Source organism: Candidatus Nealsonbacteria bacterium (assembly GCA_026396195.1).
In the GTDB taxonomy this organism is placed as follows: domain Bacteria; phylum Patescibacteriota; class Minisyncoccia; order Minisyncoccales; family JAGGXC01; genus JAPLXH01.
The window spans coordinates 22,106-43,586 of the sequence record JAPLXH010000009.1 but is presented as its reverse complement, the minus strand read 5'-3'; the positions used below and the strand labels follow the sequence as shown (position 1 = coordinate 43,586).

Here is a 21,481-nt window from a genome sequence, read left to right as displayed (position 1 = left end):
CTTTGGCTAAAAATTCTTTCGGCGTGTAGTTTGACTTTATTAAATAATCTTTGATTCCATACTTATATGCTTGATTTTTCGTTTCAGAGTCGTCAAAATTACTGAAAACAATCACCGGGATTGAAACAATTTCGGGAATTTTAGCTCTTTCTTTCAAGAAAAAAATGCCGTTTTCTTTTAACAGTAATATGTCTAAAATAATCAAGACTGGTTTTTGCTTTTTTGCTTCCACCAATCCCTCTTCAGCCGTCATTACGGAAATTACCTTATGGCCAGCATTGGAAAATTTGTCTTTATACATTTCCGACAAAATTTTTTCATCTTCTATGAGTAAAATTTTCATATTTTAACCTTAATTTTATTCTGATTTATTATAACAAATATTTTAAAAAAGCAAAAGAAAAACCCGATTTTTTCGGGCTTTCTTTTTAGAATTTAAATTTCATAAAACTTCGGGCTCTGAAGGCGGTTGAAACGGCTGTTCTGAGTCTGGCCCTGACTCTTTGGATTCTGATTCTTGCCTTTCTAATACCCGGTTTTGCGGTTGATTTTGCTCAATAATCCTCTCGGGCTTCTTAATTTCCGGTTCTTCGACCTCGAAAATTTTTTCCTTTTTTAAAAAACTTTTTGAAACAATAGGTTCTTCTTTTTTCTTTACGCCAACATAAACAGCTATTAAAACTGTAATTATTGTGGCAACAATTACGCCTAATAAATACATATTTTTATTTAAAATTATTTCTTAATCTTAATCCATTCTCTTTTTTATATGCTTTCTGTCAAGTGGATAAAATTATTTAAATTATAGATATCCCCCGCTCCCATGATCACCAAAACCTCTCCGCCTTTTAAGTTTTTCTCCAAGAACTTTAATATTTCTTTAAAACCAGGAAGATAAATTACAAAACCTTCTTTCTTTTTTTTACTTTTGATTTCTTTAACTAATTTTTCCGAAGAAACCGATTTTTTAATGGACTCTTCTTCTCTGCCGGCAACGTCGTAAATATCGGTAAGGATGAGCCGCTCTCCTTTAAATCCGGAAAGCACCTTAACAAAATCTTTAAACAAATAAAAAGTTCTTTGGTATTGATGGGGCTGGAAAATCACCCAAATTTTTTTATTTTTAAATTTTTCTTGAATCGCCGAAAAAAGCGCTTTAATTTCCGTGGGATGATGGGCGTAATCGTTTAAAAGAATAATTTCTTTTGAACCAAAAACTTTGCCTTTTTTAATATCAAATCTTCTCCAGGCGCCTTGATATTGGGATATCGAATTAAAACTGACTTTATCCGGAATATTTAAAATTCTAGCTACGGAAAGGGCGGCCAGGGCATTGTAAATATTATGATTGCCCGGGATTTGAAGTATTTTTTTAATTTTCTTGGCCTCTTTCTGTCTCAAAGAGTATCCCTTAATTTGAAATTTACAATTTGCAATCTGCAATTTTTTAATATTTTTATCTTCCTTGTTTGCCACCAAAAATCCGTCCTTCGGCAGATGTAAAATAAATTTTTTAAAAGCTTTTAAAATATTATTTAAATTTTTGTAATAATCCAGGTGTTCTCTTTCAATATTGGTTATTACCGCAATTTTTGGCCAATAATTTAAAAAAGATTCTTCGTGCTCGCAGGCCTCAATAATCAAGTATTTAGATTTGCCCACTCGGCAATTGGACCCTTCGGCGTTGCTCAGGGCAGAATCCCCGAATTCTCCTACTTTAGTTCCGACAATAACCGTCGGGTCAAGGCCGGCTTTAATTAATAAGAGCCCTATCATCGCCGTAGTGGTGCTTTTTCCGTGGGCGCCGGAAATCGCTATGGTAAAATGATTTTTAGTTAACTCTCCCAGAGCTTCCGGATAACTTTGAGTTTTTATTTTTAATTTTTTAGCTTCCATTAATTCCGGGTTATCAAAACGAACAGCCGGGCTAAAAACCACAAGATCAGTTCCTTTGGGCAAACTTTCCGCTTTGTGTTTGCCGATAAAAACAACTGCCCCTTTTTCCTTAATGGCTTTTGTTATTTCAGAATCAACCAAATCAGACCCGGAAACCGAAAAACCCTTTTCTAAATAATATCTAGCTAACGCAGAAACTCCTATGCCCCCGATGCCTATAAAATGAATTTTTTTATTCATAATTTTTCAATAATTCTGATTGTAAAGTTATGTATTCAGCTCCTGTTCTTTTAAGATGACTTTCCATTACTTCAATTGAGTTGACTTCAAAATCATAAAAAAAATCTTCTTTAATTTCCGGCCTTTCGTCAGGTTCAATTTTATTCCATTGCCATTTATTAATTCTTCCCAAAGTAATATGAGGCAAAAAATCTCGACTTTCGGGTAAAAATCCGACAGTTTTGTTTAAAAAATCATCCAAATCTTTTTTTAACAGAGAAAGATTCTCCGATTTTTCTCCAATTATCCAAACCAAACGAGGCATTTTTTCTTCTTTTAAATCATAATCAATTTGAGTTAAATTAATAAAAAAAGGAGAATATTTTTTAACGATATCTTTTAGTCCCTGACAAACCAGGCCCAGGCCTTGGTCTCCGATATCCCCCAAAAAAGCCAAAGTTAAATGAAGGCTGTTCGCCCTTACCCAGCGGACGGGCAAATCCCGCCATCTTTCCTGGTAATCCATTAGCGTTTTCTTTATCTTTTCCGGAAGATTAATAGCTATAAAAACCCTGTGTTTCATTTTATTTTATTATAATAATTTTAATTCATATTACACTTTCTATTTTAATTTGACAAAAATTTAAATACTTGTTAATCTCTAATATACCTTACGTTAGGAGGAAAAAAATGGATGTTATAACGTTGGATAAAAAAGTAGGAGAGAAACGCCATGATTGGGAAGAGGCTCTGAGAGACTTCCAAACAGATCTTAGGGATATAGACAACGGAAGAAATATATCTCTGGAAACTTTGGAAAGTGACTTCCGAGATTTGAAAAAAATGCAAACAAAACTGGAAACAGCTCTTTTCTCAACGCCCTAGACATTGAACGACGGGGTGAAATTCACCCCCTCAAATTTTTAAAGGAGGGATAATAATTAGCGTTTTAGCTTTCGGTATGATAGGATTTCTTGCTGGACTTCTCGTAATGATAGTAATAAGTCTTTACAAGTTTGTTTTCAAAAAATTAAACAAGTAAAACCATTGATAGAGCGAAATTTAATATCGCTCTTTTTTTTCATCTCAAAAAAATGATAAAATAAAAAAATGATTAAAGAAGCTTATCTTTACGAAAAACTTCCGAAAAACAAGGTTCAGTGTAAAAACTGCGCTCATTATTGCTTTATTTTAGAAAATCAAAAAGGAATTTGCCAAGTCAGAAAAAATATAAAAGGCAAGCTTTTCGCTTTAAATTATGAAAAGCTAATCGCTTGCAATGTTGACCCGATTGAAAAAAAACCTCTTTTCCATTTTCTGCCGGGAAGCTCCTCTCTTTCTATTGCCACAATGGGCTGTAATTTCCGTTGCTTAAACTGCCAGAATTACAATATTTCCCAATTTTCTAAAAATAAAGATGAGGTTCCCGGGGAAAAAATAGAATCGGAAAAGATAGTCAAATTAGCCCTTAAAAACAATACTCCCAGTATTTCTTATACTTATACGGAACCGGTTATTTTCTTGGAATACGCCCTAGATACCATGCGGCTTGCTAAAAAAGGAGGCATAAAAAATATTTGGGTTTCCAACGGGTTTCTGTCCAAAGAATCTTTAAAATTAATTTCCCCTTATTTGGATGGCGCCAACATAGACTTGAAAGGATTTTCTGATGATTTTTACCGAAAAAATTGCGGTGGAAAACTGCAGCCGGTTTTAGATAACCTGGTTAGAATAAAAAATAAAAAAATCTGGCTTGAAATTACAACCTTGGTAATTCCCGGGTTAAGCGATCAATTGGAAATGTTTGAAAAAATCGCCAAGTTTATTAAAAAAGAATTGGGAGCGGAAACTCCCTGGCATCTAACCCAGTTTTACAGTAAAATTTCCTGGAAATTAAAAAAACTACCCGATACTCCGGTTGAAACTCTTAAAAGAGCTTGGCAAATCGGAAAGGACGCCGGTTTAAAATATGTTTACAACGGCAACGTTCAAGGACTGGAAAGTGAAAATACTTTTTGCCCGAAATGTGACTCTTTAATGATTAAAAGAACAGGATATGACATCCAACGTTTTGATAAAAAAGGAAAGTGCGCCAAGTGCAAAGAAAATTTAAACTTAATTTTAAATTAACATGGACATTGTTTTCTCCGTTTTCTCTCCTCACCCGCCGATTCTGCTTCCGTCAATCGGCTCTCAAAAAGACAGGAATAAAGTCAAAAAAACAATCCAGTCTCTGGAAAGTTTGGGCAAAAAGTTTAAAAAAATAAACCCTGATTTGATTATAATTTCCTCTCCTCATCCTGATTGGGGATTTAACGTTCCTTTGTTTTTTTTGGCAAATGAATTTAAAAGCGAAGTTAAGCCCTATCTTGTGGGCTTAGAACCCCCTGATTTTTATTTTAAAAAAGGAAAAGAGTTTTATCAAACGCAAATTTTAAATTGTAAAATGAAAATTGGTTTAATAGCTTCCGGCGACCTTTCCCATTGTTTAAAAAAAGACGGGCCATACGGTTTCAATCCCCAAGGTCCAAAATTTGATAAAGCTTTGATTGAATCTTTGAAAAGAAAAGATATAAGCGCAATTTTAAAGTTAAACGATGATTTTCCGGAAGCCGGAGAATGCGGTCTTCGTTCTTTTTGTTTTACTTTGGGAATTTTAGAAGCCCATTCGACACATTCAATAAACTCAGTGCAGGCAAGCTCAGGGTTAAAATGGGAACCTGAAATTTTATCCTATGAAGGACCTTTTGGCGTGGGATATTTAGTGGTTAATTTTAAATTAAAATAAAAAATAATTAAAATATGCATCCCTTGGTTTTACTTGCAAAGTCAGCTATTGAAAACTACATTGAAAACAATAAAATTATTTCAATTCCCTCCGACTTTCCAAAAGAATATCTGAAAAGAAAGGCCGGTGTTTTTGTCACAATAATGAAACAGAAAAAATTAAGAGGCTGTATCGGCACTTATTTAGCAACCAAAGAAAATATTGCCGAAGAGGTTATAGAAAATGCGATTACTGCCGCTACCCAAGATCACAGATTCGGAAAAATCAAAAAAGAAGAACTGCTCTTACTTTCTTATGTTGTTTATATTTTGGGAACACCGGAAATTATTACGGATTTAAAGGAGTTAAATCCCAAAAAATATGGTATTATTATAAAAAATATTCCCTCTCTTCTTTCTGAAAAAAAAGATGCGATATTTGATGACTGGCCGAGAGCCAAATCCGGACTTTTATTGCCTGATTTGGAAGGAATAGATAATTCAGAAGAACAAATTGATATTGCCTGCCAAAAAGCGGGAATTGACCCGGAAAGAGAAGGAATAACGATTTATAAATTTTCAGCAGAAAAATATGGCGAATAATAAGCTTGCTAAAATACTTTACGAAATATCCGAACTTCTTAAAATAAAAAGCGTTCCTTTCAAGCCCAGGGCTTATGAAAAAGCCGCTAAATCCCTGGAAAATTTAAAGGAAGATGTTTCCATTATTTACAAAACATCCGGCCTTAAGGGAATACAAGAGCTCCCGGGCGTGGGAAAAAGCATCGCCCAAAAAATTGAAGAGCATCTGAAAACAGGGAAAATAAAATATTACGAAGAGCTGAAAGAAGAAACCGCTATCCGCCAGATAGTTACCCATTATTTCAAAACAAAAGGCGTTGCTCTGGACGAACTTAAAAAAAACGCCAAAAAAAAGAAAATAATATATTCCAGATTTACCAAACCCGCAAAACAACTTTTAGAATTGGCGGGTTCCGTAAAAAAAGCTGAGGAAGCAATTAATACTGTGGCTAACTGGGCTAATTCCCGCAATCTGGACTACGCCATTGAAACGGTTTTTAAAAAATGGTTAGAATTAGATAGATTAAAACCAAAAGACCTTGTTAAGAAACCTTTTTACGATGGCCGGCCAATGGTTTGGTCGGAAGCCAAAAAAAAATGGTACGTAATTGACGACGGCGGCAGCTGGCTGGAATTCGCCGATAAAGAAGAGAAAATAGAATGGAGAATTATCAAATAAAAAAATTATGAAAATAATATTCATTGGCACCCCGAATTTCGGGGCGATTGTTTTAGAAAAACTGTTAAAAAATAAAATGGAACCGGTTTTGGTTGTCACCAAGCCCGACAAACCCATAGGCAGAAAAAAAGTAATCACTCCCCCGCCGGTTAAAATTTTAGCTAAAAAATATAAAATTCCGTTTTTACAGCCGGATAAAATTGAAAATATTCAGAGAGAATTAGAAAAAATAAATCCCGACTTGATTTTAGTAGCGGCTTACGGCAAAATAATCCCTAAAAAAATACTGCAAATACCAAAACACGGCTGTTTAAACGTTCATCCCTCTCTTTTACCCAAACATCGGGGAGCTTCCCCTCTTCAATTTACGGTTTTAAACGGAGACAAGGAAACCGGGGTTACTTTAATTTTAATGACGGAAAAAATGGACGAAGGTCCGATTTTGGACCAATTAAAAATTAAAATTGAAAATCAAAAAATCTTTCCGGAAGAACTGGAAAAAAAACTGGCGGAATTGGGAGCTGATTTGGCGGTTAAAATAATCCCGAAATGGATAAAAAATAAAATAAAACCTCAAAAACAAAACGAAAAAGAGGCAACTTATACCAAAATCATCAAAAAAGAAGACGGCAAGATTGACTGGTCAAAACCGGCCGAATATCTTGAAAAACAAATAAGAGCTTTTCATCCTTGGCCGGGCAGCTTTTGCAAAATTGATGATAAAATCATGAAAGTTTTAAAAGCATCCGCATTAGAACAAACAAAAGTGGGCCCTCAGGGTCCCATTGGAAAGACTTATTTGGCAACTAACGAACAAATTGCCGTTCAATGCAAAAAAGATTATCTGATAATAGAAGAATTGCAGTTTGAGGGAAAGAAAAAAATGACGGCCAAGGATTTCTTAAAAGGAAACATGAATTTCATCGGTAAAATATTAAAATAAAAAAACCATGCTAACACATACTGATTTCAGAGGAGGAGCAAAAATTATTATTGACGGAGAGCCCTATGAAATTTTAGAGTCCCAGCCGATGAAAAAAGCCCAAAGAAGAGTTGTGATTCAGGCCCGGATTAAAAATTTAATTACCGGAAACGTTTTAGATAAAAATTTCCACCAGGGAGACACCGCCGAAGAAGCCGAGATGACAAAAATAGACGTCAAGTTTTTATATTTCCATAAGGACCAATTTTTCTTTTGCGAAAAAAACGACCCTTCAAAAAGATTCAGCTTGACCGGCCAGCAGATAGGCAGCCAAGCCAAATTTTTTAAATCAAATCAAATATTAGAAGGCCTTGTTTTTGAAAATAAAGTGGTTAACGTTTTGCTGCCGATAAAAATCTTTTTAAAAATCACGGAAGCCCCGCCCGGAGTTAAAGGAGAAAGGGCCCAAGCCGGCACTAAAATAGCTATACTGGAGACTAAAACTCCGATAAACGTCCCTTTATTTGTAGAACAAGGAGACACCATTGAAGTAAATACCCAAAATGGCGAATACATCAGAAGAATAGATAAAGAATAAAAATTATCAAAAAAAAGAAAGCGAAAAAAAACGCTTTCTTTTGTTTTAGGCTTAAATCAGAATTGTTAAATTCAGAAAAAATATTGAATTATTAATCCCGCAGTAACGCTTATTCCGAAAAGCAAAAATAAAACTTTAAATATATTTTTTTTATCTTTTTCCTCTTTAAATAAAACTAAAATTCCCAATCCACCGCTTGCGCAAAGCCCGGAGATAACGGAACCATAGGTAATTGCTCCCTTAAGATACAGCTCCGTTATAACAACCGAAGCCGCGCAATTCGGAATAAGCCCGGCCAGCGCCGATATAAACGGCTGTAAAATACTATGAGTTAAAAAAAACTTACCCAACGCTTCCTCCCCTATTTCAAAAATAATAACGTTTATCGATAATGAAATGATAAAAATAAAAACAAAAATCTTTGCGGTGTGAATTATGGGATGAAAAAAAATTTCCTTAGGATTGAATTTTTTAGCCGACGGGCTGGCGCTGTGCCCGCAACAAGCCTTTTCTTCCATAATTGATTCATGGTGATGGCTTCCATCGTCTAGACCCTTGGCGAAAGCTTTAATGTGCGTCAACGTTTCTTTGTTGGTTTTCCTGAATGCAAAATCAACGGCATAACCGGCAATTAAAGCAATAAAAATTTTTGTTAAAATAAGAGGTAAAATAATATTGGCCCTGTCCGGTTGGGAAAGAATTATTGGTATCGCTTCGTCGGAAGTAGAAAGATAAACGGCCAATAACGTTCCTATTGTGACTAATCTTTGGGTATATAAAGCTGTAACCACAACGGAAAAGCCGCACTGAGGAAAACTGCCGACCGTAGACCCTACCGCAGGACCCAATGCTCCGGCTTTCTGTATCTTTTCTCTAATCTTGTTTCCGAATTTATATTCGATTAACTCTATCGCAATATAGATTACCAGAAGCAAGGGAATCATTTTTACCGTATCTGTTATGGCGTCTGAAAAAACTTGAAACATAAAAAAATTAATATTGATTTTTATTTTGCCTGTTCTATTATGTATTATCTATTATATTCATAATATATGAAAAATCTAATCTTCGTTAAACTGGGCGGCGGATTAATTACCGATAAAACCACTCCTTACACTCCAAAATTAGACGTTATTGGCAGGCTTGCTCAAGAAATTATTGAAGCGAGAAAAGAAAAAAATTTTAATTTATTATTAGGCCATGGCGGAGGCTCGTTTCCTCATACCTCAGCTAAAAAATACAAAACTCACGAAGGCTTTTTAAACCAAGAAAGCAAGTACGGATTTTGTAAAGTTCGGAGCGATGCCGCGGAATTAAATCAAATAGTTATTAAGTTCTTAATCGAGGCTGGCGAGAAAGTTTTCTCAATCCCGCCTTCTTCTTGTTTTCTTTCAAGTAATTCAGAAATTTCAGATTCTTATTTGAAAACTACAAAAAAATTACTGGACTATAATATTGTTCCTGTTTTTTATGGAGATGCTGTCGTTGACCTAAAAAAGGGTTGTTGTATCTTATCTACAGAAAAAATTTTATTATATTTGGCAAAAAAATTAAAACCGAAAGAAGTTATTATTGCTGATAAGGTTGATGGAGTTTTCACCGATGACCCTTTAAAAAACAAAGAAGCCCAATTTATTCCTAAAATAAACCGAAAAAATTGGAATAAAATTAAAAAATATTTAAAAGGTTCTGATGGAATTGATGTTACCGGCGGAATGCTTCACAAAGTGGAAAAAAGCCTTGAATTGGCAAAAACCGGCAGCAAGGTTTTAATTATAAACGGAAATAAACCCGACTATTTAAAAAGAGCTCTTTTAGGAGAGCTTCTTGGAACTCAAATTGAGTGGTAAAATAAACTAATTTTCTTTACAAAATTTTAAAAATAAGTAAATTTAGAAAATAAGGAGGTATTTTTTTGACAACATTAAAAGATGCTGTAGAAAAAATGGAAGATGGAATAGGAAAGTTGGAAGAAGCCAAAAATATATTAGAAAAGATGGCAGAAACTAAAGACAATGAAAACAATAAAAAAGAAAATGAAATTAAAGAATTTGAAGACAGAATCGACGATTTAGAAGGAAATTTTAAAGAAATACCTGAAATTCTTCTTGAAATCTGCCAAACCATTGAAAATCAATCGGGAACCAACTTGCCGCTTCTTACAAAAAAAATAAAAGAATTAAATAAAAATAAATAAAAAGCCGACTAAATCTTTAAAAATCTCGGCTTTTTTTATTTTTGGTTAAAAATTTTAAATTCCTCTTATTTCACAAACGTCAAACAAAGGAGCGACGGCGTTTTTTATTTCCACCATATATTCGCCAGGATATGGTTTTACTTTTTCAAATCTCGGGTCAACGGTTTTTTCCGGCCGGAAGCCCTGTAAATAATATTTTCCGCCCGGTCCTATCCAGCGGGCAATCTGCGTGATATCTTTTTTCTCCAAAATTTCCGGAACAATCGTGGTCCTGAATTCAAAATCTATTTTTGACTCTTTCAAAATTTTAACGCTCCTTTCTACGTTTGCCACGTTGATTTTCCTGACGGTTAACTTTTGATAACTCTCTTTGGGGCCCTTAATATCCATTGCCACATAATCAATGAAATTATTTTCGATTAATTTTTTTAAAACAGCGGGGTTGGAACCGTTGGTATCCAATTTTACGGAATAGTTCATTTTTTTTATTTTTTTTATAAAGGAGGGCAGGTCTTTATGAATAGTCGGCTCCCCTCCGCAAATTACAACGCCTTCTATTAATCCTTTTTTTTCTTTCAGAAAATTAAAAAAAACAGATTGAGCAATTTTGGGCTGGTTTTTAATTTTTTCTGGTAAAACTAATTCGGAAGCGTAACAAAAAGGACAACGAAAATTACAGCCTGTCGTAAACACAGTGCAGGCTAATTTTTTCGGATAATCTATTAGGGTTAACTTTTGAAGTCCGCCGATTTCCATAAATTTAACGGGCTTTGGCTAATTTAAATAATTTTCTGTCATCAAATTCCCTTTGTTTTCCCTTATTCCACTGCCTGACGGGGCGTAGATAACCGACAATTCGGGAATAAACCTCGCAAGGCTGTTTTATCGTGCATTTCGGACAGTTAAAATGCTCTCCGGATAAATAACCGTGAACAGGACAAATGGAAAAAGTAGGGGTTATTGTAATATAAGGCAAACGAAAGTTTTCAAAAACTTTTTTAACAAAACTTTTTATCATTTCTGTGTCGGAAACTTGCTCTCCTAAAAAGACATGCAAAACCGTTCCGCCGGTATACTTACACTGAATTTTATCTTGAAGTTTAAATGCCTCAAAAACATCTCCGGTATAATTGACCGGCAACTGGGAACTGTTGGTGTAATAAGGCACGTCTTTCGTTCCCATTGTAATAATGTCGGGATATTTTTCTTTATCTTTTAAAGCCAGTCTGTAAGAAGTGCTTTCCGCCGGAGTGGCTTCCAAATTATAAAAATTACCGGTTTCGGTTTGGTATTTAATAAGTCTGTCTCTCATAAAATCCATCACCTCTAAGGCAAACCTTATTCCCCGCCGGCTGCCGATATCCTCTCCGATAAAATTAAGCAGGGCCTCGTTCATTCCCGACAAACCGATGGTTGAAAAATGATTTCCGTAATAGTTATTTCTCATTTTTTTAATTCCGGCCAAATAATACTTTGAATAAGGATACAGGCCTTTGAGCATAAAACTTTCCAAGGCTTTTCTTTTAATCTCAAGGCTTTCTTTGGCAACATCCATCACGCCAGCTAATTTTTCAAAAAATTCTTTTTTTGTTTTAGATAAATATCCGATTCTTGGCAAATTAATTGTGACCACTCCTATGGAACCGGTCAAAGCACCACTGCCGAACAACCCTCCCCCGCCTCTGCTGTATAGTTGTCTTTTGTCTAATCTCAGCCTGCAGCACATTGACCTTGCATCTTCGGGATTGATATCGGAATTTATGTAGTTGGCGAAATAATTTATTCCGTATTTAGCCGACGCTTCCCACATCGGGGCTAACGTAGCATTATTCCAGTCAAAATCTTTTGTAATGTTTACGGTTGGAATTGGAAAATGAAAAGGCCTTCCCTTGGCGTCTCCCTCCATCATACACTCGTAAAGCGCCTGATTTATCATATTTATTTCTTCCTGGAATTCGCCGTAAGTTTCTTTTTGCGGTTTTCCGCCGATAATTACCGGTTGTTTGGCGAAATTTGGCGAAGGCACGATATCAACCGTGATATTGGTAAAGGGACACTGAAATCCCACTCTGGTGGGAATTGCGCAATTGTATAAAAACTCCTGCATGGCCTGTTTTGTTTGATGAAAATTTAATCCGTCGTATCTGACAAAGGGAGCTAATAATGTTGAAAATTCGCCTACTGCTTGAGCTCCCGCCGACTCTCCCTGCAAGGTATAGAAAAAATTAACCAATTGCCCGAGAGCTGTTCTTAAATGTTTCGGAGGTCGAGCTTCAATTTTTGTCGGCACCCCTCCAAAACCCCTTAAAAGCAAATCGTATAAATCCCATCCATTGCAGTAAGTGGCCAGGGTATCCAAATTATGAAGATGAAAATCGCCGTTTTTCACCGCTTCCCTGACTTCATTGGGATAAACTTTATTCAACCAGTATTTTTTAATCAGCATTGAGACGGCATAATGATTTAATCCCTGCAAGGAATAAGCCATGTTGGCGTTTTCGTGCACCTGCCAATCCAATTCTCCGATATACTGGTCAAGCATCTCCACTGTTTCTTCTGTTATTACGTTGGCTTCCCTTATTCTTCTCCTTTGTTCCCGGTAAAGAATATAAGCCTTGGCCGTGTCCACCAATCCTTCTAGAATTAAAATTTCTTCAACAATGTCCTGGATCTGTTCCACTGTCGGAACCTCGTCTTTTTTAAATCTCCGGTTCAAAATATTGACCGCTCTCTGGGATAACCTCTTGGAAACCTTTCCATCCCGCTGTCCGGTGGCGGTAATCGCCTTAAAAATAGCATCTTCAATTTTTTTCGCGTCAAAATCAACCACCTCGCCTGTTCTTTTCTTAACTTTTAAAATTTTATTTGTAATTTTTTGCGCCATTCTAAAGAAAAAAAACTATTATTGTATTTTAGTTTTAAGATTTTAAGTAGTCAAACTGTGGAAAACTAGTTTTTGATTTCAAAAACTAAAATTTAATTTTTTTATTCAGCTCTTCAAGAACTTTTTCCAAAGGGATAGCGTACATCTCGCAAACTTGGCCGATTTTCAGGTTTTCAATCTCAAATTTAGCCATCGGACAGGTCAAACAGGGAAAATTGTATTTTTGTAAAATAATTTCAGTTCCCTTTTGCTTTAAAACCTCGGCCAAAGTCGTCTCTTTGGTGATTTTTTTGAAATTTTGGGTATTTTTTTTAGGCATATTAAATAATTTCTAATTTTGTTTTGTCCCGAATCTTCGAGGACAAAAGAACTTGCCCCGAAGGGGATACCTCGTCACCTTAGGACGAGGTAGTTCATTTTTAAAATTGCTTCTTTTATTATTTTTTTTGAGTTTAATTTTTCTTCCTCAGCCTTTATTTCTTTTAAGTTAGCTCTGGTCTCGGGATTTTGCGGCAAAAATCTGGCGCAGCAATCCTGATGGGGCAAAATTGAAATTTCAAAAGTTCCTATTTCCTTGGCTTTGTTTATTATCTCCTCTTTATCATAACAAATCAAAGGCCTTAAGACGGGCAGCTCAATCGCTTCCTCAATTACGCCGATATTTTCCAATGTTTGGGAGGCCACTTGCCCGATATTCTCTCCGGTAATTAAAACTTTGGCTTTTTCCTTTTGAGCTATTGTTTCGGAAATTTTAAACATAAACCTCCGGTAAAATAAAACCCTTAAACTTGATTTTGTTTTCAATAAAATTTCTTTCTGGATTTCGGCAAAGGGAACCAAATAAAGCTTTGAACAAAATTGGTATTTATTCAGAACCTTGATAATCTTTCTCACTTTTTCCAGAGAGGCTTTGCTGGCAAAAGGATAAGCATGAAAATGGATAAAGATTATTTCAATTCCCCTTTTTTGAGCCAAGAAACTCGCTACCGGCGAGTCGATTCCGCCGGAAATCAAGCTGACCGCTTTTCCGGAAATTCCAACCGGCAAACCACCCATTGCTTTTATTTTTTTAAAATATAAAAAAGCGTAATTTTGCACGATTTCAATAAAACAAGTTAATTCCGGATTTTCCAAATCAACTTTTAATTCGGTACTAAGCGCAGCCGAAGTATTGCCCCGAGCCCGTCGAAGGGCGCGTTTTCCATTTTTCAATTTGCCATTCGACGCTTCGCCTTTACTCAGCGTCGCCCTGAGCCTGTCGAAGGGTACCATTTGCTTTTCTTTATCTTTATCAATTTTCAATTTGCCATTTACCATTTGCAATATAAAAGCTCCTATTTTTTCATTAATTTCCGGTGAAGTTAAAAAGAAATCCTTTTTTGACCTCTTTGCAAAAATTTTGAAACTTTTGGGCTTCTCTTTTTTTATTGTTTCCAGAATTTTATTTTGCATGGCTTCAATTTTTTGCTCGCACAAAAAAGCAAAACTAAAAGAAGATAATCCGAAAACATTTTTTAAGGATTCTTCGATTTCCTTTTCTTTATATTTATCTTTCAACTCAACCAGAACTCTACCCTCTATTCTTTTTATTTTTTTGCAAAAAGAAGGGTTTATGGCTTTTTTTATGTTTTCCACCAGCTTGTCTTCAAAAAGTTTCCGATTTCTGCCTTTTAAAGCGATTTCCGAATAATGGCAAATAATAAATTGAAAATTCATAAAATTTTACTTCTCACTGATTATTCCTCCGCCGATAAGCTCTTCTCCTTCGCCCGCCGACTCGGCCTTCGTAGCCGAATCTACTTCGGCGAAGGAGGCAGCCTTGGCGAAGGCGGGTAAATAGAAAACTATTGATTGACCGGGAGTTATTGCTTTTTGGGGCTTATCAAATATAACTTTTAAACTGTTCCCCTCCCCCTTAATTATTTTTGCCGAAACCAAGGGAGCTCTTGACCTTATTTTTGCCTTTATCTTCAAAGGTAATTTAGGTTTTTCTCCTGATAACCAATTTATATTTTTTGCAATCAATTCTTTTTTATCTAAATCTTTTTCTTCATTAGTAACAATTAAATTATTGTTTTTTAAATCTTTTTCTAAAACATACCAGGGCTTGCCCGCCGACTTGTCCGCCGAAGCTTTAGTGTGGGCGGAAGCTTTAGCGAAGGCGGGGCCCGCACAAATATTAATTCCCTTTCTCTGTCCTATTGTATAAAAATGAAGTCCTTGGTGTTTTCCGATTGAATTGCTCTTTTTATCTAAAATATCTCCGGGCTTTGTTTTTAAACTTGTTTTTAAAAAATCTTTAATACTGCCCTTAATAAAACAAATTTCCTGAGAGTCGGCTCTTTTAAAAGTCGGGAGTTTCATTGTTTGGGCTATCTTTCTCGTTTCTTTTTTGTCGGATAAATCTCCGATTGGAAACAAAATATTTTTTAACTGTTTTTGATTAAGCTTCCATAAAAAATAGGATTGGTCTTTTTCTTTATCTTTGGCAACGAACATTTTAAATTTACCCTTAACTTCTTTTTTTATGGCATAATGTCCGGTTGCCACAAAATCCGCTTTTTGTTTTTGAGCTTCTCTGATGAGAAAATTAAATTTAATTTCTTTATTGCATAAAACGCAGGGATTTGGTGTTTTGGCCTGTTTTTGTTCTTTTAAAAAATATTTGATTATTTTTTCTTTAAATTGTTTTCTTAAATCTAAAACTGAAATTGGAATTTTTAAAATTCGGGCAACCTCTTTTGCGCTCCTTTCTCCTTCTTTCAAAGACGGCAAATCATAAAGTTTAAAAAAAACTCCCCCAACATCAAAACCAGCCCTTTTTAAAAGGGCTGCGGTCACCGAAGAATCAACACCGCCGGAAAGCGCAACTATTACTTTTTTAGCTTTTTCTTTTTTCATAATTCTCTATCGCCATTTTTAAAGCTGATTCGGCTAAATTAGCGCAGTGAAGCTTTAGCGAAGGCAGAAAACCCAATTCATCCGCAACATCCTTAAATCCAACTTTTTTTGCCTCTTCTAATATTTTCCCTTTTGCCAGCTCGCAAATCATGTCTGAAGAAGCAATGGCTGCCGCGCACCCTAAAGTTTCAAATTTAATATCCTTTATAAACTCTTTGTCTTTTTTCTTGCCAACCTTAATATAAATTCTCATTATATCCCCGCAACGCAAATTTTCAGTATCGCCTACTCCGTCCGGATTTTTAATTTTACCCAGATGCCTCGGATGTAAAAAATGGTCCATTACTTTTTTTGAATAACCAGATTTCATTTTGTTTAATAACCGGAAATTATTCTTAATTTTTTAATAGTTTTTGGTAAAATTTTTAAAAATTGGTCTATTTCTTTCGGGCTCGTATATCTTCCCAAAGACACCCTTAAAGAGCAGTGGGCGTCCTTCTCGGAAAGCCCGAGAGCCATTAGCACGAAAGAGGGTTCCAAGCTCTTTGAAGAGCAAGCTGAGCCCGTGGAAACGGCAATTCCCTCTCTGTCCAAGGCCATTACAATGCTCTCGCCTTCAGCTCCGGGCAGGGTAAAGTTAATATTATTGCAAAGCCTTTTTTCCAACGAACCATTTATTTTAGAGCCGGAAATTGTTTTTAAAACTTCTTTGATTATTTTATCTCTTAACTTTATTATTTTTTTATTTTTTGGTTTTTCTTTTTTTACTAATTTTACAGCCGCCCCTAATCCCACGATTCCGGCAACGTTTTCAGTGCCGGACCTTTTTCCGTTTTCCTGTCCCCCGCCAAAAACCAAAGGCGCCAAAGCGGTTCCTTCTTTAACATAGAGGCACCCCACTCCCTTGGGACCGTAAATTTTATGGGCGGAAAGAGTTAACAAATCCACTCCCAGCTCTTTAACATCGCAATTAAGATAATTTATTGCCTGGACCGCATCGGTATGAAAAACAATCTTGGAAGCGTCATTTTGAACCCTGTAATTTGAAATTATCTTGCTTATTTCTTTAATGGGCTGAATTGTTCCTATTTCGTTGTTAGCGTAAATTATTGAAACTAAAATTGTATTTTTTTTGATTGATTTCTCAATTTCAAAAAAATTAACAATACCCTCTTTGCTGACTGGCAAATAAGTTACTTCTACTCCTCTTTTTTCCAAAAACCGGAATGGTTCTAAAACCGCCGGATGTTCAATTTTAGTGGTAATAATGTGGGGCGTCTCCACTTTTGATTTTAACGCCTTAACTGTTCCAAAAATCGCCAAATTATTGGCTTCAGTAGCTGAACCGGTAAAAATAATTTCGCTTTCCAAACAATTCAAAAATTTAGCCACCTCAGCTCTGGCATTATCAATCGCTTCTTGTCCCTTTAGACCAAAACTATGGATTGAAGAAGGGTTGCCAAAATCTTTTTTCAAATAAGGCATCATTTCCTTCAAAACTTTTGGGTCAATCGGAGTGGTAGCCGCATAATCTAAATAGATACTTTGTTTACTCATAATATTGAGATTTCCGAACTATTTTTTGATAATAATGAGTTTCTCGAACTATTTTATTATATATCAAGGTTTTTCTTTAATCAATAAACTCAAAAACGCTCATAATAATGGGCGTTCCTGAGATTTCTTCTTTTTCTAAACTACCCTTGGACTTGTCCTGAGCGAAGTCGAAGGATGGGCTAGAAAAAGAAAGAGAGAGGATTAATATGTTATAATTTTCACACAACCCTTTTCCACGTAAGTTATACCTGAAGCAAAATAACCAGTGGCAAGGGCGGTTACGACAAAAATAATTATAATTATTATTTCATTAATCGTTGGAAGATTCGGTATACTACACCCAGTAATTATAAAGGATGAAATAGCTATAAAAATAGCAAATGTTTTAATCTTTAGCGAATCTTTTCCAATGCCATAACCACTTGTGAAAATGGCAACAAAACTTAATATAACCGAAATAGTCGTTAATTCCATTTTTTTCATTCTCCTTGGCCATCTCTGAATCACCGATTCTTGGATGGCTTAATCTAACTACTATTTTAGTAATCAGATTACACCATCCAAGTTTTTCCTCTCTCTATATTATTTACTCAAAGAACTGTTTTCCTTTTTCTATCCCGCAAGCTTACTTACGAGATTGAAGAAAGAGAGAGAATTAAATTTTAAAAATTTAACCTCTCATAGATTTTGCGAAGCTCTTTTCTCAAGAATTTGTTTTACTGAAATTGCGTGAATCATCATGTCAACAAATTCATCGTGAAGCTTTGAAGGATTTTTCTTTTTTTCCTTGATATCTTCAATCTTCCACAGTAAAACGGACAAGGCATTGTAAGACACAATATTATTTGTTATTATTTTTCCGTTCCAGTATCGTTTCGTAATTAGATATCCTGGAACGATTTCGGGATTGGAAGTTAAAGTCAATGTTTCATTCTTTTTTTTAATACAAAAAGCTAAAGTCGAAACATCCTTCTCTGTCTCTATAACGCTTATAGTAAGCGTAATCCCCGATTCTTTGTCTTCACAGCTATAACCTCTCGGTTTTCCTATTGCTTCGCTCGTGGGTTTCCAATCGAGAAGACCCAAATAAGTTGCTTCCTTAATTTTATCTAAGATATTTTTTACATACATTGCTGTCACCTTTTACTCAAAGAACTGTTTTCCTTATATTTTACTCAAAGAACTATCTATTTTTCTCTTCTTTCTGCTTTAATTATATCATACTATTTTATATTTGTCAATAGCGAAGATAAACCAAAAAGGAGCGTTTTAGCTCCTCTCTTTTAATTAAATTTCTATTTCAATTTTAAATTTTTTTTACGATTATTCAATGTCAGATTCTATTTCTTCGGAATATATCTTTTTTAAAATCAAGCTTAATTTCCTGTCGAATTTTCTTATTGAATATAAAATCCAAAAAAGCAAAAACAAAGCAATGAAGTTAAAGAAAATTGCGCCGGAAATTAAAGCCAGAAAAAAAGACAGAAAAGCAATCGAAATTAAAAACAGAGCAAATCTTATTTTAGATACAAAAAAAACTTCTTTAATAATTGCCCTTACCTCAACTTGATTCTTATTTTCTTTTTGTTTTTTGTTCATTGTTTTTATTTTAACACAAAAAAAATATTGTCAAAACTAAGCTGTGTATAAATTAATTTAAATATTCCTTCCACTCTTTGGGAAAAGGAATTGAAATTGATTTTCTTTCGTTTCCAACAACTGATTTAAAAACAATAGAAGTCGCGCAAAGGCCAAGTTGATTATCCGGCAAAGCAAAAGGAGCGCCATATTTTTTATCCCCCAAAATGGGAAAACCCAAAAAAGATAATTGAGCTCTAATTTGGTGGGGTTTGCCGGTTTCAAGTTTAATTTTTAAAAGCGAGTATTTATTATTTGAAGAAATTGTTTCAAAAGAAAGTTCGACTAATTCAAATCCTGACTTTTTCTCCCTGGAAATCGCCACCTTATTTTTTGATTCGTCTTTATTTAAATAATTTATCAGATTCGCTTTTTTTTGTTTTGGCCTTCCCAAAACTATGGCGTGGTATATTTTTTCAACGCTTCTTTCACGAAATTGTTCTGAAAGCCGGCTGGCTCCCTTACTGGTCTTGGCAAACAAAACAATTCCCGAAACGTTTCTGTCCAAGCGGTGCAAAAGCCCTAAAAAAACATTACCCGGCTTTTTATATTTTTCTTTGAGATATTTTTTAACCTCGTCTAATAAATTAACATCCCCGCTTTTATCTCCTTGCGTTAAAACTCCGGCGGGTTTAAAAACCGCAATTAAATGGTTGTCTTCGTATAAAACTTGAAGTTTCATATTATTAGATAATAACAGATAATATTCAAAACAAAAATCGCCTCCGCCTCTTGTCTCTTCGTCGTCCGCCTCCGCCGGTTGGCGGATAGTGGAGGCAAATGGCAAGGGCAAGAAAGCGATTTTTGTTTATTTAATTATTATTTTTTTCTATCATCCTTGTTTTAATTCACAATTTTTATTCTGAACTAAAATAAAAATGAGATTATGTAGAAGGGAGAGTGAATACTATTTGCATTGCTTCCTTCTCTCCCTTCTTTTTGTTAAAATTGCATTTTTGTTTCCTCCTTTTTCTAAACCGTAACTTTCATTATGGGCTAGAAAAAAAATAGGAAAGAAGAAAAAAAATTTCTAATTTTTCGGAACATAAGCTTCGTTCGGAATATAAGTTCCTTGTGGAATATAAAGGCTTTTCTTACACCGATATACTATCATAATACAGATAGTATCATCATTCATACTCTGAACTAGATTTAAAATTTCTCCTTCCTCTTCGTCTAGCTCTTTTACGAACTGGCTGAGTCTCTTTTCCATAAGACAAACGTCCTTAGAGTAAACATCCTTTTTTCCATTTTCCCAAATACGAACCGTTATAAAAATAACATATCGTTTCATGATTTTACCTCCAGGCAAGAAACCATGATTTAAAATAATAATACTGAACCATGATTTCCTCTCTGGAGGTAAAATCTCTTCCTTCCTAATGAGTTATAAAGAACTGTTTTTCTTTTTTTAGATCACGATTTTCATCCTGACCTAGAAAGAAAAAAAGAGAAAGAATTAAGAGAGACTGTCAGGGAAAATATAGAATACCTGGCTTTCTCCAGCTTCTGACTCAAACATTTTACGATATTCGAGTTCGGCTTTAAGATGTGCCAGTCTTTCCATTTTTCCCACTTCAACGAAGATGTGTCCTGCGTGGCAGCAAATACTAGATTTAGGAAACCTAGCGTTGCCCGTTTCTGCAAACTTCTTACAGACATGATGTCTACTCTTTATGTTCATTAGTTCATTGCAATGTGGACATCGAGCAGGTTCTTTTGGCTTTTCTTTTTTCCCAAATAATCTTGCGAAATTCATTTTCTCGCCCTCCTTCATTAAGAAGTATAATCTGACAACAGAAGCAAAGCTCCTATTGACACCATCCCTCCGGAAGACACCGTTTCCCTTGGATGGCTTAATCTAATTACCGTTTTTTTTGATAATTAGGTTATGCCATCCAAGTTTTCTTTCTCTTTATTATTTACTCAAAGAACTGTCTATTTTTCTCTTCTTCTGCTTAAATTATATCATACTATTTTATATTTGTCAAGAGCTAAACAAAAAAATGAGAAAGAACAAGCTTCCTCATTTTTGATTTAAAAATTAAATAAATTATCAGAAAATATGGTTCGACAAGCTCACCACAAGCTGATTAAAATTTGAAGCAATAATACAAAAAGGCTTATAAAAATTCCCGAACAAAGCAGGAGCCTGGAAAGCTTGAAAAGTCGTCTTTTGGGCCGGTAATAATAACGGCAAATATTATAAATTTCTAGAGAATACTCATCTATTATCTTGTTTAAATCCATGCAAACGCTTTTAAGCTCTTTTCTGTATTGTTCGGAAAAATAACTGGCAATTTTTTTATTATAAAGCAAACTTTCTTTTTGACCTTTTTTTCTCATAAATTTTGGCGGAAGTAAAGCAAACACGGCAACAAGAGCCGCAAAAAGAGAAAAAAGAGCCAGCATAAGCAAGGGAAGAAAAAAAGCTATATTTTCCGCTTTAATCTGGGAAACGGAAAGAATGAAAAGACCTGAGCTCAAGCCGACTAAAATGCTGGTTTGATTATCCATATGCCGGGCAAAATTCTCGGATTTCTGCAAAATGCTGCTCAAGAAAAAAAATGTCACTTCTGCACTGACGGGCTTTAGTTTTGTTTTGGATTTGTTTTTAATTTTTATCGCCATAAATTTTTTAA

Annotated in this window: 28 protein-coding genes; 9 read left to right on the top strand and 19 right to left on the bottom strand. The window is 34.9% G+C overall.

Annotation, left to right across the window (positions count from 1 at the left end; translation table 11 throughout):
• The 4 genes from NTU58_03630 to thpR all read right to left on the bottom strand — a co-directional run.
• The coding region (locus tag NTU58_03630; GenBank protein ID MCX6764759.1) for a response regulator at positions 1–343 on the bottom strand (343 nt) is incomplete at its 3' end.
• A 99-nt stretch (positions 344–442) separates the two neighbouring features.
• The gene (locus NTU58_03625) at positions 443–721 is read right to left on the bottom strand and encodes a hypothetical protein (GenBank protein ID MCX6764758.1); all 279 of its coding nucleotides are present in this window, start codon (positions 719–721) and stop codon (positions 443–445) included.
• A gap of 44 nt (positions 722–765) precedes the next feature.
• Positions 766–2,136, bottom strand: a complete 1,371-nt coding sequence (gene murC, locus NTU58_03620; protein MCX6764757.1) for a UDP-N-acetylmuramate--L-alanine ligase — start codon at positions 2,134–2,136, stop codon at positions 766–768.
• Positions 2,129–2,698 (bottom strand): RNA 2',3'-cyclic phosphodiesterase, encoded by a 570-nt coding sequence (thpR, locus tag NTU58_03615; protein MCX6764756.1) that lies wholly within the window; start codon positions 2,696–2,698, stop codon positions 2,129–2,131. Before thpR ends, murC begins: the two co-directional genes overlap by 8 nt.
• 107 nt (positions 2,699–2,805) lie before the next feature.
• Between thpR and NTU58_03610 the strand changes: the two genes are divergently transcribed.
• The 7 genes from NTU58_03610 to NTU58_03580 all read left to right on the top strand — a co-directional run bounded on the left by NTU58_03610 (position 2,806) and on the right by NTU58_03580 (position 7,662).
• A complete protein-coding gene (locus NTU58_03610; GenBank protein ID MCX6764755.1) occupies positions 2,806–3,000 on the top strand; it encodes a hypothetical protein in 195 nt (64 codons plus the stop codon).
• A gap of 225 nt (positions 3,001–3,225) precedes the next feature.
• On the top strand, positions 3,226–4,245 hold the full coding sequence (gene amrS / locus NTU58_03605) for an AmmeMemoRadiSam system radical SAM enzyme (GenBank protein MCX6764754.1): 1,020 nt from the start codon (positions 3,226–3,228) through the stop codon (positions 4,243–4,245).
• A 1-nt stretch (position 4,246) separates the two neighbouring features.
• Positions 4,247–4,903 (top strand): class III extradiol dioxygenase subunit B-like domain-containing protein, encoded by a 657-nt coding sequence (locus NTU58_03600; protein ID MCX6764753.1) that lies wholly within the window; start codon positions 4,247–4,249, stop codon positions 4,901–4,903.
• 14 nt (positions 4,904–4,917) lie between these two features.
• A complete protein-coding gene (amrA, locus tag NTU58_03595; protein ID MCX6764752.1) occupies positions 4,918–5,484 on the top strand; it encodes an AmmeMemoRadiSam system protein A in 567 nt (188 codons plus the stop codon).
• Positions 5,474–6,142, top strand: coding sequence for a hypothetical protein (locus NTU58_03590; protein MCX6764751.1), 669 nt, complete (start codon positions 5,474–5,476; stop codon positions 6,140–6,142). Before amrA ends, NTU58_03590 begins: the two co-directional genes overlap by 11 nt.
• Positions 6,143–6,149: 7 nt before the next feature.
• Positions 6,150–7,085: a methionyl-tRNA formyltransferase gene (gene fmt, locus NTU58_03585; GenBank protein MCX6764750.1), complete on the top strand. Its 936-nt coding sequence runs from the start codon at positions 6,150–6,152 to the stop codon at positions 7,083–7,085.
• Positions 7,086–7,092: 7 nt separating this feature from the next.
• Entirely contained in the window at positions 7,093–7,662 is a 570-nt protein-coding gene (locus NTU58_03580) for a hypothetical protein (GenBank protein ID MCX6764749.1), read from the top strand.
• A 71-nt stretch (positions 7,663–7,733) separates the two neighbouring features.
• On the opposite strand, the gene NTU58_03575 is transcribed toward NTU58_03580, so the two are convergent.
• A complete protein-coding gene (locus tag NTU58_03575) occupies positions 7,734–8,648 on the bottom strand; it encodes an arsenic efflux protein (GenBank protein MCX6764748.1) in 915 nt (304 codons plus the stop codon).
• Between the two features lie 66 nt (positions 8,649–8,714).
• Here NTU58_03575 and NTU58_03570 point away from each other — a divergent pair, with 66 nt between their 5' ends.
• Together NTU58_03570 and NTU58_03565 are read left to right on the top strand one after the other, a co-directional pair.
• Complete coding sequence (locus tag NTU58_03570; GenBank protein MCX6764747.1) at positions 8,715–9,512, top strand: isopentenyl phosphate kinase; 798 nt, start codon at positions 8,715–8,717, stop codon at positions 9,510–9,512.
• 65 nt (positions 9,513–9,577) lie between these two features.
• Positions 9,578–9,859, top strand: a complete 282-nt coding sequence (locus tag NTU58_03565; GenBank protein ID MCX6764746.1) for a hypothetical protein — start codon at positions 9,578–9,580, stop codon at positions 9,857–9,859.
• Positions 9,860–9,913: 54 nt separating this feature from the next.
• Here the strand turns inward: NTU58_03565 and NTU58_03560 are convergent, their stop codons facing one another.
• The 14 genes from NTU58_03560 to NTU58_03495 form a co-directional block, all read right to left on the bottom strand.
• Positions 9,914–10,615, bottom strand: a complete 702-nt coding sequence (locus NTU58_03560; protein MCX6764745.1) for an anaerobic ribonucleoside-triphosphate reductase activating protein — start codon at positions 10,613–10,615, stop codon at positions 9,914–9,916.
• A gap of 4 nt (positions 10,616–10,619) precedes the next feature.
• Positions 10,620–12,743 carry a ribonucleoside triphosphate reductase gene (locus tag NTU58_03555; protein MCX6764744.1) on the bottom strand — a complete coding sequence of 708 codons (2,124 nt, stop codon included), beginning with the start codon at positions 12,741–12,743 and terminating at the stop codon, positions 10,620–10,622.
• Between the two features lie 85 nt (positions 12,744–12,828).
• Positions 12,829–13,062 carry a DUF1858 domain-containing protein gene (locus NTU58_03550; protein MCX6764743.1) on the bottom strand — a complete coding sequence of 78 codons (234 nt, stop codon included), beginning with the start codon at positions 13,060–13,062 and terminating at the stop codon, positions 12,829–12,831.
• Between the two features lie 74 nt (positions 13,063–13,136).
• A complete protein-coding gene (gene thiI, locus NTU58_03545) occupies positions 13,137–14,459 on the bottom strand; it encodes a tRNA 4-thiouridine(8) synthase ThiI (protein ID MCX6764742.1) in 1,323 nt (440 codons plus the stop codon).
• A gap of 6 nt (positions 14,460–14,465) precedes the next feature.
• A complete protein-coding gene (mnmA, locus tag NTU58_03540; GenBank protein MCX6764741.1) occupies positions 14,466–15,644 on the bottom strand; it encodes a tRNA 2-thiouridine(34) synthase MnmA in 1,179 nt (392 codons plus the stop codon).
• Positions 15,625–16,014 (bottom strand): iron-sulfur cluster assembly scaffold protein, encoded by a 390-nt coding sequence (locus NTU58_03535; protein ID MCX6764740.1) that lies wholly within the window; start codon positions 16,012–16,014, stop codon positions 15,625–15,627. Before NTU58_03535 ends, mnmA begins: the two co-directional genes overlap by 20 nt.
• Positions 16,015–16,019: 5 nt before the next feature.
• Complete coding sequence (locus tag NTU58_03530; GenBank protein ID MCX6764739.1) at positions 16,020–17,201, bottom strand: cysteine desulfurase family protein; 1,182 nt, start codon at positions 17,199–17,201, stop codon at positions 16,020–16,022.
• Between the two features lie 201 nt (positions 17,202–17,402).
• On the bottom strand, positions 17,403–17,684 hold the full coding sequence (locus NTU58_03525) for a hypothetical protein (protein MCX6764738.1): 282 nt from the start codon (positions 17,682–17,684) through the stop codon (positions 17,403–17,405).
• Positions 17,685–17,879: 195 nt separating this feature from the next.
• Positions 17,880–18,332 (bottom strand): hypothetical protein, encoded by a 453-nt coding sequence (locus tag NTU58_03520; GenBank protein ID MCX6764737.1) that lies wholly within the window; start codon positions 18,330–18,332, stop codon positions 17,880–17,882.
• Positions 18,333–18,524: 192 nt separating this feature from the next.
• Positions 18,525–18,800, bottom strand: coding sequence for a hypothetical protein (locus tag NTU58_03515; protein ID MCX6764736.1), 276 nt, complete (start codon positions 18,798–18,800; stop codon positions 18,525–18,527).
• Positions 18,801–18,852: 52 nt separating this feature from the next.
• The gene (locus tag NTU58_03510; GenBank protein ID MCX6764735.1) at positions 18,853–19,632 is read right to left on the bottom strand and encodes an RNA pseudouridine synthase; all 780 of its coding nucleotides are present in this window, start codon (positions 19,630–19,632) and stop codon (positions 18,853–18,855) included.
• A 237-nt stretch (positions 19,633–19,869) separates the two neighbouring features.
• Positions 19,870–20,133, bottom strand: a complete 264-nt coding sequence (locus NTU58_03505) for a hypothetical protein (GenBank protein ID MCX6764734.1) — start codon at positions 20,131–20,133, stop codon at positions 19,870–19,872.
• A gap of 165 nt (positions 20,134–20,298) precedes the next feature.
• On the bottom strand, positions 20,299–20,598 hold the full coding sequence (locus NTU58_03500; GenBank protein MCX6764733.1) for a hypothetical protein: 300 nt from the start codon (positions 20,596–20,598) through the stop codon (positions 20,299–20,301).
• 320 nt (positions 20,599–20,918) lie between these two features.
• A complete protein-coding gene (locus NTU58_03495) occupies positions 20,919–21,470 on the bottom strand; it encodes a hypothetical protein (GenBank protein ID MCX6764732.1) in 552 nt (183 codons plus the stop codon).
• Positions 21,471–21,481: the final 11 nt, after the last annotated feature.

Excerpts from the sequence above, each read along its gene's own strand:
- NTU58_03570 (MCX6764747.1), top strand. The coding sequence starts at position 8,715 with ATGAAAAATCTAATCTTCGTTAAACTGGGCGGCGGATTAATTACCGAT.
- NTU58_03520 (MCX6764737.1), bottom strand. The coding sequence starts at position 18,332 with ATGTATGTAAAAAATATCTTAGATAAAATTAAGGAAGCAACTTATTTG.
- NTU58_03555 (MCX6764744.1), bottom strand. The coding sequence starts at position 12,743 with ATGGCGCAAAAAATTACAAATAAAATTTTAAAAGTTAAGAAAAGAACA.
- thpR (MCX6764756.1), bottom strand. The coding sequence starts at position 2,698 with ATGAAACACAGGGTTTTTATAGCTATTAATCTTCCGGAAAAGATAAAG.
- NTU58_03535 (MCX6764740.1), bottom strand. The coding sequence starts at position 16,014 with ATGAAATCTGGTTATTCAAAAAAAGTAATGGACCATTTTTTACATCCG.
- NTU58_03575 (MCX6764748.1), bottom strand. The coding sequence starts at position 8,648 with ATGTTTCAAGTTTTTTCAGACGCCATAACAGATACGGTAAAAATGATT.
- NTU58_03610 (MCX6764755.1), top strand. The coding sequence starts at position 2,806 with ATGGATGTTATAACGTTGGATAAAAAAGTAGGAGAGAAACGCCATGAT.
- NTU58_03590 (MCX6764751.1), top strand. The coding sequence starts at position 5,474 with ATGGCGAATAATAAGCTTGCTAAAATACTTTACGAAATATCCGAACTT.
- amrA (MCX6764752.1), top strand. The coding sequence starts at position 4,918 with ATGCATCCCTTGGTTTTACTTGCAAAGTCAGCTATTGAAAACTACATT.
- NTU58_03530 (MCX6764739.1), bottom strand. The coding sequence starts at position 17,201 with ATGAGTAAACAAAGTATCTATTTAGATTATGCGGCTACCACTCCGATT.
- NTU58_03580 (MCX6764749.1), top strand. The coding sequence starts at position 7,093 with ATGCTAACACATACTGATTTCAGAGGAGGAGCAAAAATTATTATTGAC.
- NTU58_03600 (MCX6764753.1), top strand. The coding sequence starts at position 4,247 with ATGGACATTGTTTTCTCCGTTTTCTCTCCTCACCCGCCGATTCTGCTT.
- NTU58_03550 (MCX6764743.1), bottom strand. The coding sequence starts at position 13,062 with ATGCCTAAAAAAAATACCCAAAATTTCAAAAAAATCACCAAAGAGACG.
- fmt (MCX6764750.1), top strand. The coding sequence starts at position 6,150 with ATGAAAATAATATTCATTGGCACCCCGAATTTCGGGGCGATTGTTTTA.
- NTU58_03525 (MCX6764738.1), bottom strand. The coding sequence starts at position 17,684 with ATGAAAAAAATGGAATTAACGACTATTTCGGTTATATTAAGTTTTGTT.
- murC (MCX6764757.1), bottom strand. The coding sequence starts at position 2,136 with ATGAATAAAAAAATTCATTTTATAGGCATCGGGGGCATAGGAGTTTCT.
- NTU58_03505 (MCX6764734.1), bottom strand. The coding sequence starts at position 20,133 with ATGAAACGATATGTTATTTTTATAACGGTTCGTATTTGGGAAAATGGA.
- NTU58_03495 (MCX6764732.1), bottom strand. The coding sequence starts at position 21,470 with ATGGCGATAAAAATTAAAAACAAATCCAAAACAAAACTAAAGCCCGTC.
- NTU58_03515 (MCX6764736.1), bottom strand. The coding sequence starts at position 18,800 with ATGAACAAAAAACAAAAAGAAAATAAGAATCAAGTTGAGGTAAGGGCA.
- mnmA (MCX6764741.1), bottom strand. The coding sequence starts at position 15,644 with ATGAAAAAAGAAAAAGCTAAAAAAGTAATAGTTGCGCTTTCCGGCGGT.
- amrS (MCX6764754.1), top strand. The coding sequence starts at position 3,226 with ATGATTAAAGAAGCTTATCTTTACGAAAAACTTCCGAAAAACAAGGTT.
- NTU58_03500 (MCX6764733.1), bottom strand. The coding sequence starts at position 20,598 with ATGAATTTCGCAAGATTATTTGGGAAAAAAGAAAAGCCAAAAGAACCT.
- thiI (MCX6764742.1), bottom strand. The coding sequence starts at position 14,459 with ATGAATTTTCAATTTATTATTTGCCATTATTCGGAAATCGCTTTAAAA.
- NTU58_03625 (MCX6764758.1), bottom strand. The coding sequence starts at position 721 with ATGTATTTATTAGGCGTAATTGTTGCCACAATAATTACAGTTTTAATA.
- NTU58_03560 (MCX6764745.1), bottom strand. The coding sequence starts at position 10,615 with ATGGAAATCGGCGGACTTCAAAAGTTAACCCTAATAGATTATCCGAAA.